This window comes from Streptomyces sp. HUAS 15-9, from assembly GCF_025642155.1.
Lineage (GTDB): Bacteria > Actinomycetota > Actinomycetes > Streptomycetales > Streptomycetaceae > Streptomyces.
Genome location: NZ_CP106798.1, coordinates 1193923 through 1207001 on the forward strand (window position 1 = coordinate 1193923; position 13079 = coordinate 1207001).

Below are 13079 nucleotides of genomic sequence, written 5' to 3' on the forward strand. Positions count from 1 at the left end.
TCACTGCGGTGCGGGGAGGCACGTATGGGGTGGGTTCCGGCGGGCGGCTACGAGGTCGCCCTCGACGGCGGAAGGGTGGTGTGCCGCAACGCCGCCGGACGGCGGCTGAAGTCCGTTCCGGCCAAGCTTGCTGACGATCCGGCGGTGACGGGGCTTCGGCAGCTCGCCGAGTGGCTGGAGCGGCACGACCGCCAGTGTCTGGCCGATGTCGAGCGGTGGATGGTGCGCTCGCTCCCGGTGCCGCGCGCCGTCCTCGCCGGGGTCTGGCCGGATCCCGCCTGGCAGTCCGCGCTGCGCGACGTCGTCGTGACGGGCGCCGACGGAGAGGTCGCCGGGTTCCTGAGGGACGCCGACCCCGAGCGCGGACTCGGTCTGGTCGACCTCGACGGCGACACCGTGCGCATCACCCCCGACCTCGTCCGCATCCCGCACCCCGTGCTCCTCGACGACCTGGAGGAGCTGCGGGAGTTCGCCGTCGAACTCGGCGTCGAGCAGCGTGCCCAGCAGCTCTTCCGCGAGGTGTGGCACCGCCCGGCCGCGCTCGACGCCGAGGGCACTCAGGTCGAGGAGTACGCGGGCGGGGCCTTCAAGGAGCTGCGGTTCCTGCACGGCAGGGCGGCGCAGCTGGGCTACCGCGTGCGCGGGGGACACGCCGTCTGCTCCGTGCTGGAGGACGGCTGCGCCGCCGAGGCCCGCGTGTGGATCGGCGACTACGACGGCTACGAGGAGACCGAGACCGGTCCCCTCATGTGGACGGACTCCGCGGGCCGGGCGTTGAAGCTCGGTCAGGTCGGGCCGGTCGCCTGGTCGGAGGGCATGCGCATGGCGGCGGCGCTGTACGCGGGGCGGGACATCGAGGACGAGGAGCGGGCGGCATGACGACCACGACGACATACGACGGGACCACCGTGGCCGCGCTGCTCGACGCCGGCGCCGTCCTGCCGCCGGGCAGCACCGCCCGGGAGGACGCGGACGTCCTCACCGTGCGCACCTACACCCACCCGGCCCTGGCGGAGCGGAGTGTGGTCCGGCTGGTGCCCGGCACCCTCGGCGAGGCCGAGGACCTGGCCCTGGAATTCCTCGGACTGGCCCGGGAACCCAAGACCCCCGAGGTCGGCCAGGTGCGCCGGGAGACCCTGGGCTTTCCCGCCTGGGCGCTGGTCAACGACCCGGCCAACGGGCACCACGCGCTGGCCCTGGTCAAGGACGTCGAGCGGCTCGCGCGGCAGGCCAAGTCCCGTCCGGGCAACGCCAAGGACGGCTTCGAGGAGCTCGGCACCCGGCTCGGCCGCACCGTGCCGCACTTCCTGCCCACCTTCTACGAGCAGGCGGCCCGGGTCTTCCTCCAGCACGAGAACACCACGTACGCCGCCGCCTTCTTCGGCAAGGCGCGCGAGGCCGAGCGGGTGCACGCCCTGGCCGTGGACGAGGAGCGGCAGCGTGCCGTGTTCCTGGAGTTCGCGTTCGCGGGCGCGCTGACGGTCAAGGCGCTCAAGGAGTATGTGAAGGACCTCGCCCGCCGTCTCGACCCCGCGACGGCATGGGAGCAGTTCCGGCAGCTGACGGTGGAGCGCTGCGCGGCGGGCATGCCGCCGTACGCCTCGCTGCCGCAGGACGCCCGGGGCCTGATCAAGGCGGCCGGTCTGGACCGGGTCACCGAGGAGTGCGCACTCGTCGCCGACCTGATCGCCTCGCCCGCCGCCGTCCGGGCGCCCGCCTCCTTCTGGACCGCCTACCGCGCCGTCCTGCCGGTCCTCGCCGAACACCGGCCGGCCGTGAGGGCCCGGCTGCTGGAGATCATGCCGACCGGGCTGGGCCGCGAGGTCGCGGACGACGAGTTCTGGCTGACCCTGCTCGCGGAGTGCGGGGCCGAGCGGCTGCTGACGGACGGGGACGAGGTCGACGCCGCGGAGTGGCTGAGCCGTTGGGCACTGCACCGCAAGCACGGCGGGGCGGTCTCCAGGCGTTCCCCGGCCACCCTCGCGCTGGTCGCACGGATGGCGCCCCGGCTGCGGGCCGACGGCCGGGCGGTCGACCTCTTCACCGGCCGCTGGCGCGACGGTGCCGAGCTGGACCTGCTGGACCTGTGCGCGGCGGAGGGCGTCCCGCTCACCCTTCCCGACGTCGGCGTGGACGTGCATCTGGGTCTCGACGCCTGGCTGCGCGACTCCCTGGACGGGCGGCGCGACCTGGTCGCCACCGCGGCGCATCCACGGCTGCGCGCCCTGCTGTTCCAGGCGGTGGGCACCCTGGGCGACCACCGTTCGGCCGCCGACCTGCTGAAGGGCGCCGAGCACCCCGTGCTCCGCGACGTGCTGCGCGAGTGGCTGGAGGTCTCGGCCAAGGAGTTCGTCGGCGCGGTGGGCCTGCCCGGCGCCCGTACGGCACTGGAGCGGCTGCGCCCGTTCCGCGGTGTGGCCGCCGAGGTCGGCCCGCTCGCCGTCGCCGCGGTCGCGGAGCACCGGGTCGCGCCGCTGCTCGGCCGCACCCTGCGCGCGGGCATCCTGGACGAGCTGGGCTGGCCCGCTCTGGAGGAGGCCCTGCGGCTGCTCGACGGCAAGCCCAAGAACGGCGAGGACAACACGCTGACCGTCACCGAGGCCTGGCCCGCGCTGATCCTGGCGCGCCCGTACAAGGCGGTCGTCGTCGGCCCGGACGGCATCCTGCTCGAACACGACCTGCGTCTGCCCGCGGACCTGGACCGCTGGCAGCGCCCCCGCTTCCGCTACACAGACGGCGAACTGCTGGTGATGTGGCGGCAGGGCAGCAAGCAGTCCGCGTACTGGTCCGCGCGGCCGACCGACGTGTTCACCCTCGGCGGCGAGCAGATCCCCACCTGGTGGTCCGGCAACGACACCGGCACGCCGTCGATCCCGCTGCCCGGCGGCGGCCGCGCCACCGGCGGCCGGACACTGCACGCCGGTGACACCGTCCTGCCGCCCACCCGGTCCGTGATCGGCGACGGCACGACGTACTGGCGCCAGGGCCGACAGGGCCGGCAGACGGTGTGGCTCGAGTACGACCCCGGCACGGGCACGCACGGACGTGCCTCACTCCCCGCCTTCCTGCGGGCCGGTATCCGCGAGGACGCGTCCCTGCAGCTCGACGGCTGCGAGGTCCTGCCCCTGCAACCCGGCCTGGAGCACAGCCCGTTCGGCACCGACGGCACGGTCCTCGGCCGCTGGGTGCGCAAGGAGGGGAAGGGAACCGAGGCACGCACGGTCGCCGGCACCCCGGACGGCCGGACCGTCACGCTGTCCGGGGAGCGGGGCTGGGCGCACGGTGTTCCGCTGGGCGCGCTGCGGCTGCCCGGCGGGGCAGAGCCGGTCGTCGCCCGCGTCAACATGCGGGTCTCCCTGTTCGCGGCCGACGACACCTCCTCCGCCGGAGAGCTCGGCCGTGTGACGCCGCACGAGCGGGGTGGGGAGTTCGCCGCGGGCACCCGGTTCGTGCCCCCCGTCGCCTTCTGGCACGCCCTGCGCCCCCGCGACGAGAAGGGGTCGGCGGTGCTGCGCGAACTCACCGACGAACGGGCGGCCGAGGTGCTGCGGGTCACCGCCACGGCCCTGGCCGAACGGCAGGAGCGGATCGCCCGGGCGGGCGGCTCCGGCGCAACGGCGGACGAAGCGACTGCGGTTGGACAGAACCTCCACGGACAGTCGGCCGGACAGGCCGCCGACGCCAAGCCGGCCGTGCCGACCGCGGACCAGGTCGCCCTGCGCGCCGTACGCGACGCCCTGCCGGAACTCACCGACCAGCGGCTCCTCATGGGCGTTGCCGCCCTGGTCCGCTCGGCACTGCGCATCACCGAGTCCGCCGCCGCCTTCGTGACCCCGCCCCAGGAGCGGCCGCTCCAGCCCGCCAACCGGACCCACGGCATGTTCGCGGACTACAAGCCCCGGCACGGCGAGGACCGGACGCTGCACGACGCCGCCACGGGCATCGCCGAGCTGAACGGCTGGTGGGGCGGCGAACGCTGGAGTGTGCTCCAGCAGATCCGCGCGGTGAACCACGTGCTCTCCGGCAGGCCCGCCGACGGCAAGCCGCTGCCCGGACAGCGACTCGCCGTCCTCACCGACGGCTGGAGCAGCGACGAGCACACCGTCCCCGGCATCGGCATGGTGTGGCCGTCCGTGCTGAGCACACTGCGCCCGCTCGCCTACCGGGCCGCCTCGCCCGCTCTGGCCGACGACCAACGCGAGCCGCTGCTCCTGCTGTTCGAGGCGATCGCCGAGGGGCCGCTGGCGACCCCCGCGGGCACGCTCCGAGAGATCGTGCTCAGCGAACCGCACGACAAGCAGCAGCGCGCCGGTCAGGTGCTGCGCCGTGACGGCCGCACCGTCGTGCTCCTGGGCTGCCAGAGCATCGACGGCCAACGGGAACGCGTCAACTGGCTGGCCCTGGACCACGATCCGACCGGCGCGTTCGGCGCGGTCGCCCACTTCACGCTGGAGACCGAGACCATGCACACCTCGGCGATCACCGCGGAGCTGCTCGCCGCCGTCACCCGGCTGATCCGGGACGAGGGCCCGGCCCCGTGGCGACCCGAGGCACCCGAGGCGCTCGCCGCGGCGACGGCCGGCGGGCTGGGCCCGGTCCAGGCCACCGTGCTGCTCGCCGGGCAGCCGCACAAGCCCGGCGCCGAGGCCCTGGCCACCATGGGACTCAAGCCGCGGCAGAGGGACTTCGGCAACGGCATGCTGGGCTCGGTGGACCGGCGGGACCGGGCGGCGCTGATCGGCGCCCTGCTGCCCGAGGACCCCGCCGACCTTTGGACGGCCGGACCGGACACGGCGGCCGCGGGACGGGTGTGGACCGAGCGGCTCGGCTCGTTCGTCCGGCTGCCCGAGGAGGTCGCCGCCGGCCTCTTTGGACTGTCCGTCGGCTCCGCCGAGGCGCTGCTCAACCCCGGGCGCACTCCGTGGCTCAGCCGCACCACGGTCCAACGCCCCGACAAGGACGGCAACCTGGTTGCGGAGGACCCCGCGGCGCTCCCCGGGCGGTACGACCTCACTCGTGCCGTCGACGCCCTGGCCGAGCTCGCCTACACCCTGCCGTACGGGCATCCCCTGCGCGCCGCCCTGCCGGACGGCCTGGCCGCCCTGCGCCGTCGCGTCGCCGACCCGGAACTGCTTGTCGACCTCGACATCGAGTGGACCGAGAAGGGCGGGCCGACCGCCGTCGAACTCCGCAAGGCGTACGGCCTGCCCGCCACCGCAGGCGCCGACGCGTACGGTTTCACCCGGCTCGGCGAGGCACTCGTGCTGCGTCCCTGGTACGGCGACACCGAGACGGTCCTGGTCCGCCCCGCCGGGCTCACCGGCCCGGACGACGCGGTCCTCGGGCTCGTCGAGGGCCTGGTGGCCCCGGCGCGCCGGGGCGGTGTGCGGGCGCTGCGGACCATCCTCGGCGACGACCTCGCCCGCGCCCTCGCGGCGGGCACGGACACCGAGGGGCCCATGGGCCACGCCCAGGACGCGAGCGCGAGCGTGCCCGCTCTCGTCGCCGAGGTCGCCGAGGCCCACGGCCTGGGCGAGGACGCGGCGGCGCTGTACCTCCAGCTGCTGGCGCTGCCCGATCCGACGGACCGCAACTGCGCCCGCTGGACCGGCTGGAAGCCCGCCCGGATGAAGAAGGCCCGCGCCGAACTGGCCGCGACCGACCTGGTCGTCGAGGCCAAGCGGCCGCGCGCCGGACGCACCCTGTTCCTGCCCTGCGGCTGGTACGACCTCAAGGCCCCGGCCACGCCGGTGGAGACCTGGAAGGAGGGCCTCTACCCGGTCACCGGCCGCACTGTGCCGCTCCTTGCGGTGCCCGAGCTGTTCGCCCGCGCCTGGGAACGCGTCCGCGCGGGAGACGCTCCGGCGTACGAGGAACTCACCACCCGGACCGGCCGGAAGGGGCGCCGCCGGTGACCGCGCCCCTTCACCCGCCGATGGCCGCGCCGCTTCCCCCGCCGACGACCGCGCCGCCTCGCCTGCCGATGGCCGCGTCTCTGCCCCTGCCGACGACCACCACCCGTACCACCCCGAAGGACCACCGCCCATGACCACCGCCCTCGCTCCCGACGCGACCCGTCAGATCGTCCCGCCCGAGGACCGCCACGCCGTCGAACTGGCCTTCCTCGCGGCGTACGACGACGGGCCGCGCCCGCCCGCCTGGCATCTCACCCCGCGTGCCGTCGTCACGTTCGTCATGGGCAGCGGCGGGCAGGCGCTGAAGCTTCCGGACGGCGCCGAGGTGCCCGCCGGGGTGCCGCGCCGACTCGTGGTGGAGGGCAAGTTCGTCGGCGACCGGGCACTGGTCGAGCGGTGTGTCGTCACCCTCGCCGGTGAGCGCGGTCTGCTGCTCGTCGGCGAGCCCGGCACCGCCAAGTCGATGCTCTCCGAGCTGCTGTCCGCCGCCGTGTGCGGCACCAGCGGTCTTGTGGTGCAGGGTACGGCGGGCACGACCGAGGACCAGCTCAAGTACGGCTGGAACTACGCCCTGTTGCTCGCCAAGGGCCCCAGTCGGGAAGCCCTTGTGCCGTCCCCCGTCCTCACCGCCATGACCCGGGGCGGCATCGCCCGGGTCGAGGAGGTCACCCGCTGTCTGCCCGAAGTGCAGGACTCCCTGGTGTCGTTGCTCTCCGAGCGGCGCATCGCGGTCCCCGAACTGGCGGGCACGGACGACGCCCTGGCGCATGCCGCGCCCGGCTTCAATCTCATCGCCACCGCCAACCTGCGGGACAAGGGCGTGTCGGAGATGTCCGCCGCGCTCAAGCGCCGGTTCAACTTCGAGACCGTGGGCCCCATCCCGGACCTCGACGCCGAGACCGCGCTGGTGCGCAGCCAGGCCAGGGCGTCGGTCGAGCGGGCCGGGGCGCCGTTCCAGGTCGACGACGCCGTGCTGGAGGCCCTCGTGACCGCCTTCCGTGACCTGCGGGAGGGCCGGTCGACGGAGGGCTGGGAAGTGGAGCGGCCCTCCACGGTGATGAGCACGGCGGAGGCCGTCTCCGTCGCGGGCGCGCTGGGGCTGGCCGCGGCCTACTTCCCCGGCGACCGGGACGTGCTCGGGCTGCTGCCGGGGCATCTGCTCGGCGTCGTACGCAAGGACGACCCGGCCGACTCGGCCCGGCTGCGCGGCTATTGGGACGGTCCGGTACGGCGCCGCGCCGAGCAGGGTTCCGCCACCTGGCGAACCCTGTGGGACCTGCGCACGGTCCTGGGGAGCTGACGGCCGTGCCCCTCTCCACCGCCTCCCCCGTCTCCCCCGACGAGGCCGTCGCGGCCCTCACCGGCCCGGGGGCGCCCTACCTCATCGGCGTGCGGCACCACGCGCCCTCGCTGGCCGCAGCGGTGCCCGCGCTCCTCGACGCGGCCGAGCCCGACGTGCTGCTCGTCGAGCTCCCCGCCGAGGTGCAGGAGTGGCTGCCCTGGCTCGCCCATGAGGAGACCAGGGCCCCGGTCGCCCTCGCGGCCGCTCCGGTGGGCGGGGGCGGTGGACCGGCGTTCTTTCCCTTCGCCGACTTCTCGCCCGAACTCGCGGCGGTGCGCTGGGCCGCGCGGCGGGGCGTGCCGGTCGTCGCCTGTGACCTGCCGCTGGCCGACCGGGCGTGGGGGGAGGAACGCCCGGAGCGGGCACAGGCTCCCGGTGGCCCCCGCCTGACCACGGCCCTGCGCTCGCGTCTCACCGGTCGCCCCGGCGACGACCTGTGGGACCGGCTCGTGGAGGCCACGGCTCCGGGCTCGGCATCGGAGGCACTGCGCCGGGCCGCGCTGCTGACGGGGTGGGCGCTGCGGGAGGACGCGGCCGCGGCGGGGGGTGTGCCGGAGCTGGACCTGCGACGCGAGAGCTGGATGCGCTCCTGCCTGGCGGCCGCCACCACGAACGGCGAGCGCGCCGCGGTGCTCGTGGGCGCGTTCCACGCCCCGGCGTTGCTGTCCCCGGCAGGATCCGGCGGGCCCGAGTCGGCCTCGCCCGCCGTGGAGTCCGGATCCCTCGCCCCCGACGACCGCCCCGTCTGGACGACCTCGCTCATCCCCTACACCTACGCGCTCCTGGACGAGCGTTCCGGCTATCCGGCCGGTATCCGCGATCCGGAGTGGCAGCACCTGGTGCTCGGCGCGGCGGGTGATCCGGACGCGCTGGAGGAGGCGCTGACCCGGGCGGCCGTACGGGTGTGTGCGGAACTCCGCGCTCTTGGCCACCCGTCGGGCCCCGCCGACGCGCGCGAGATCACCCGGCTGGCCGGAGACCTCGCCCGGCTGCGCGGACTGCCCGCGGCCGGCCGGGGCGAGCTGGTCGAGGCGGTGCAGACGGTGCTCGCGCAGGGTGAGCCGTACGGCCGGGGACGGGCCGTCGCACGGGCGATGGAGCGGGTGCTGGTCGGGACGCGCGGCGGCCGCCCCGCCCCGGAGCGCCCCGCAGCGGTCTCGCCCCCGCCGTCGAGGCCGAGTTGGCGGCACTGGGACTGCCCGGACCGGCGGACGGCGGCCCCGGTACGGCCCGGGACCTGCGTCTGGACCCGCTCCGTTCCGACCTCGACCGCCGGCGTGAACTCCTGCTCCGCCGGCTGACGGTGTGCGGGGTGCCGTACGCCGAGCCCAAGGAGGTCGTCGGCGCGGGCGGGGCCGAGGCGCTCACCTCGCGCTGGGAGGTGCGCTGGACCCCCGCCAGCGCGGCCATGCTGACCACGGCCGGGGTCCGCGGTGTCACCCCGGCCCAGGCCGCCGAGGGCGTGCTGCGGGAGCGGTGGCGGGCGGAGCACGACGAGGGCGGGCCGACCGCCGCGCAGGCCCTGGACGGTCTGGAGCGGGCGGCGGAGTGCGGTCTGCCGGGACTGACGGACGAGCGGCTGGCGGACACGGCCGACGTGCTGCCGCACTCCGCCACCCTGCCCGAACTGCTCTCCGGGCTTGCCCTGTTGGACCGGTTGCGGGCCGGGCACATCGCCGGACTCGAGGCCGACGAGGACCGTTCGGCCCGTGCGGCCGAAGTGGCCGAGCTGCTCACGGCCGCCGCGGTGCGCCAGGTGGACGGCCTCGCCGGTTCCGAGGACCCCGCCGACGCGCACGCCCTGCTCGAACTCGCCCACCGCGCCGACCTCCTCGGCGGCATACGGCTCACCGACGCCCTCACCCGACTGGCGGCCGACGGTTCCCCGCTGATGCGCGGCGCCGCGGGGGCCGTACGCGTGCTCCTCGGACACGAGGACCCCCGGGTCCTCGGCGACCGCGTCGCCTCCTGGGTGGACTCGGCCACCGACGCCGGCTCCCGGGCAGCGCTCACCGCGCGGCTCACGGGACTGCTGACCGCGGCGGGCCGGCTCCTGGAGTCCGCGGCCCCCGCGCTGGAGCCCCTGCTCAACCGGGTCTCGGAGCTGCTCGACCGGGAGTTCCTCGACCGACTGCCCGCGCTCCGGGGAGGCTTCGAGACGCTCAGCCCGGCCGCCCGCGACCGCCTCCTCTCGGCCGTCGAGGAACGGCTCGGCACGAGTCACCTGGCCGACACCTCCGGCATCGACCCCGATGCCCTCGCCACCTGGACCCGCGCGGACCTCGCGGCACGTGAGGCCCTGGCCGGACTCGGGCTCCTGCCCGCACCGCGGGACCACGAACAGCCGGAGCCCGCCGCCGAACCGGCCGCCACCCACGAGGCGCCGGCCCAGGTCCCCGGCGAGACACACCGGCTCGCCCCCGCCGACCGCTGGCGGCTGCTCCTCGGCCGCCGTACCGGCCAACTGCCCCAGTCCGCATCGGCGTTGGCCACGTCACTGGACGAGCTGTACGGCAGCGGGCGCGGCGAGGGCAGCAGGGGGAATCTCGGCGGCCGGGGCCGGGGCGGTGGCCGGGAGGCACCGTACCCCGGGGTGCGCGAGTGGTCCGAGGAGCTGGCTGCCCTGTTCGGGCCGGGCATCCGCGAGGAGGTACTGGCCGCGGCCGCCGCGTCGGGCCGCCAGGACGTGCTCACCGAGCTGGATCCGGACAGCGTCCGGCCCTCCGTCGACCTGCTGCGCAGCATGCTCCGGCACGCGGGCGGACTGCCCGAGGCCCGGCTGGCCGCGCTGCGTCCGCTCGTACGACGCCTGGTCGAGGCGCTGACCCGGGAGCTGGCGACCCGGCTGCGCCCCGCGCTGCACGGCACGGCCCTGCCACGGCCCAGCCGACGGCCGGGCGGCGGCCTCGACCTGCCCCGTACGCTGCGGGCCAACCTGGCGACCGCCCGGCGCGGCCCGGACGGCACGGTCCAGGTCGTCCCCGAGCGTCCCGTGTTCCGTACCCGCGCCCGGCGTGCCTCCGACTGGCGGCTCGTCCTGGTCACCGACGTGTCCGGGTCAATGGAGGCGTCCACGGTCTGGGCAGCCCTCACGGCCTCGGTACTGGCCGGGGTGCCGACCCTGTCCACGCACTTCCTGGCCTTCTCCACGAAGGTCATCGACCTCACCGACCACGTCGAGGACCCCCTGTCGCTGCTGCTGGAGGTCAGCGTGGGCGGCGGCACCCACATCGCGGCGGGGCTCCGGCGCGCGCGCGAACTGGTGACGGTGCCGTCCCGCACCCTCGTCGTGGTCGTCAGCGACTTCGAGGAGGGCTATCCGCTCGGCGGGCTGCTCGCCGAGGTCCGCGCCCTCGTCGGCGCCGGCTGCCATGTCCTCGGCTGCGCGAGCCTCGACGACTCCGGCCGTCCCCGGTACTCCACCGGTGTCGCGGGGCAGGTCGTCGCCGCGGGAATGCCCGTCGCCGCCCTCAGCCCGCTCGAACTCGCCCGCTGGGTAGGGGAGAAGATCGCATGAACCAGGACCTTCCTCCGGTCGCCCCGTCCGTGACCGCCGAACTGGTCGCGGCGCTGTCACCACGGCTGCGCAAGCGGCTGGACGCGGGCATCGCGAAGCTGGCGGACCGGCCGGTGGTGCGCGACGGCGACACCGTGCGCATCGCCGTCGACGACGACACCGACCTCGAACTGCACGCCCCCGGCGGCGCCGTGACCGGCGTCGACGGCATCCGCTGCGGCTGTCTGCTGGCACCGGACTGCCTGCACCGGGCGGCCGCGGCGTCGGCGGCCCCGATCGCCGACACCGAACCGGATCGACCGGCCGGACCGGAGGCGGAATCCAAACCGGCCGAGGCGGCAAAGGCCCCGTCGGAGGCCCAGACCCCGTCCACGGCGGAGCCCGACGCGGCCACCGCCGACCAGCGCGCCGCCGCGCAGGCGCTCTACGGCGCGGCGGCCGCGGTCCTCGACGCAGGCACCGACGGCGCTGGGGCGGTGCTCCAGGCCGAGTTGCTGCGCGCGGCGCACACCGCGCGGCTGGCGGGACTCCCCAGGGCGGCCGCCGCGGCGGTCTCCGTGGTCACCGCGGTGCGCGCGGCCCGCTCGGCGGACCCCGCGTACCGCCTCGCCGACCTCGTCTCCACCCTGCGCGAGGTCCTGGCCGTCGCCCACCGCGTCCCGTATGCCACCGGCCCCGAACTGACCGCGCTGCGCGGCACCGTACGCCAGCCGTACACCCCGGACGGCTCGCTGCGGCTGTACGGCCTGTTCTCCGAGCCCGTGCTCACGGCGAGTGGCTATGCGGGCGCGGTCACCTGGACCGCCGACGCCGAGGGCCGTCTCCACACGGTCTCCGACGTGGCCCCGGGCGGCCCCGGCCGGGCCGTGGGGGCGGCCGACCGGACCGTGCGCATCGGTGACACGGCCCTGACCCACCGTGAGTTGTCGCGCGCGGGCCTCGCGGTGTCCGGTGCCACCGTCTCGCCGACGGGTCGGCTGGGTGCGGGGGCGGGGGTACGGGCGGTTCGGGCCTCCGGAGCCGACTGGCAGGGCGAACCGCTCGGCCGGCTCTGGGCCGTGCCGGTCGCCGATCAGGTCGCGCGTGCCCTGGCCGACGGCCACGACCTGCTGTTCCTGGAGGTCACACTCACCGGGACGGTCCGTGAGGCGGCGGGCGACTGTCTGCTGGCGGACTGCGACGGGCTGACGCTCCGTCTGGTCGCCGCCCACGACGACCCCGCCCTTCCCTACCGCGACAACCTCCGTCTGCTGGGCGCCGCCCGGGGCAGCCGGCTCCGCGTGATCGCCCGGCTCAGCCCTGCCCCGCACCCCCGGGCCCTGCTGCTGGCCGCCGACCACCCGAAGGAGCCGGGCACCCGTCTCGACCTGGGCCTGGACCGGCTCCGGCACGCGGACCTGCCCGCCGCGACGGCACCGGCCGCCGGGACCGTCGTACCCACACCCGACGAAGCACCGCTGCACCTCCTGCGCCGCCGGGTGCAGCAGGCCGCGTCCGGCGGCCGGCAGGTGCTCGCGTTTCCCGGGAGCGGCGCCGCGGACGCCGCACGTCTGCGCGGGCACGGCCTGGCGACCGCGGGTGATCTGCTGGACGAACTGCACTGCGCCGCGCCGGCCCGTGCGCGTGACCCCTTCGGCCGGCTCCTCCCGGCCGACACGGACCGCTTCGCCCGCGCCTGGCTCGCCGCCGCCGTCTACACCGACGAAGTGGACCGGGCGCTGTGTGCCGCGGCGTGGAACACGGGCCACCGCTCCCCCGCGTCGACGGCACCGCCCGTCATTCGAGGCATCCCGTGAGCCGCTCGTAGGCGTGATGAGCGTCGCTGATCAGGTGCTCGGCCTCGGCGCGGGTACCGCAGGCCGTGACCTTGCCGACGGCCTGGTGCTGCAGGCGTGCGAGTACGGCGGCCCAGGCGTCGCCCTCGGCGTGCCAGCGTGGCAGGTCGGGGGTGTCGACGAGGTCGATGAAGGAGGGGTCCTCGGCCACGCACAGCAGTACCGGGGCGGCAGTTTCGGACTCGGCGGCGATGCGGTGCAGGACGCCCAGCGGCCAAGCGGGCACCGTGGCACCGGCCAGTGCCGGTTCGGGCATCACCACCAGGGCGTCCAGGGGCAGCCCATCGGCGTCGAGGGTGTCCGGGACACGTCCGTGTCCGACCGGCCAGCCCTGTGAGGTGAGGCGGCCGGAGGCGCCGTCGTCGGACTTGCGGATGGTGGACGAGGCGGTCGCGTCTATGTCGACAGTGATCCGGGGCATGGCCCTGACCTCCTCAGATGTGAGCGCGGTCAGCGGGGTGGAGGCCATC

Annotated in this window: 5 protein-coding genes and 1 pseudogene; 5 read left to right on the top strand and 1 reads right to left on the bottom strand. The window is 75.7% G+C overall.

All coding sequences use genetic code 11. From position 1 onward, the window contains the following. Positions 1 to 24: 24 nt before the first annotated feature. The 5 genes and pseudogenes from N8I87_RS05365 (at position 25) to N8I87_RS05385 (ending at position 12570) form a co-directional block, all read left to right on the top strand. Positions 25 to 879 (top strand): DUF4132 domain-containing protein, encoded by an 855-nt coding sequence (locus N8I87_RS05365; protein WP_263205958.1) that lies wholly within the window; start codon positions 25 to 27, stop codon positions 877 to 879. Next, the gene (locus tag N8I87_RS05370) at positions 876 to 5915 is read left to right on the top strand and encodes a hypothetical protein (protein WP_263205959.1); all 5040 of its coding nucleotides are present in this window, start codon (positions 876 to 878) and stop codon (positions 5913 to 5915) included. Before N8I87_RS05365 ends, N8I87_RS05370 begins: the two co-directional genes overlap by 4 nt. A 130-nt stretch (positions 5916 to 6045) precedes the next feature. Beyond that, positions 6046 to 7215 carry an ATP-binding protein gene (locus N8I87_RS05375; RefSeq protein ID WP_263205961.1) on the top strand — a complete coding sequence of 390 codons (1170 nt, stop codon included), beginning with the start codon at positions 6046 to 6048 and terminating at the stop codon, positions 7213 to 7215. Between the two features lie 5 nt (positions 7216 to 7220). Continuing rightward, positions 7221 to 10774: pseudogene (locus tag N8I87_RS05380) on the top strand (vWA domain-containing protein). Further along, positions 10771 to 12570, top strand: coding sequence for an SWIM zinc finger family protein (locus tag N8I87_RS05385; RefSeq protein WP_263205963.1), 1800 nt, complete (start codon positions 10771 to 10773; stop codon positions 12568 to 12570). Before N8I87_RS05380 ends, N8I87_RS05385 begins: the two are co-directional and overlap by 4 nt. Here N8I87_RS05385 and N8I87_RS05390 read toward each other — a convergent pair. Continuing rightward, positions 12551 to 13030 carry an inorganic diphosphatase gene (locus N8I87_RS05390; RefSeq protein ID WP_263205964.1) on the bottom strand — a complete coding sequence of 160 codons (480 nt, stop codon included), beginning with the start codon at positions 13028 to 13030 and terminating at the stop codon, positions 12551 to 12553. The two genes, N8I87_RS05385 and N8I87_RS05390, sit on opposite strands and share 20 nt — an antisense overlap. Positions 13031 to 13079 lie beyond the last annotated feature (49 nt).

Bases quoted from the DNA above. Each gene is read 5' to 3' on its own strand.
- N8I87_RS05385 (WP_263205963.1), top strand. From the start codon at position 10,771: ATGAACCAGGACCTTCCTCCGGTCGCCCCGTCCGTGACCGCCGAACTG.
- N8I87_RS05375 (WP_263205961.1), top strand. From the start codon at position 6,046: ATGACCACCGCCCTCGCTCCCGACGCGACCCGTCAGATCGTCCCGCCC.
- N8I87_RS05390 (WP_263205964.1), bottom strand. From the start codon at position 13,030: ATGCCCCGGATCACTGTCGACATAGACGCGACCGCCTCGTCCACCATC.
- N8I87_RS05370 (WP_263205959.1), top strand. From the start codon at position 876: ATGACGACCACGACGACATACGACGGGACCACCGTGGCCGCGCTGCTC.
- N8I87_RS05365 (WP_263205958.1), top strand. From the start codon at position 25: ATGGGGTGGGTTCCGGCGGGCGGCTACGAGGTCGCCCTCGACGGCGGA.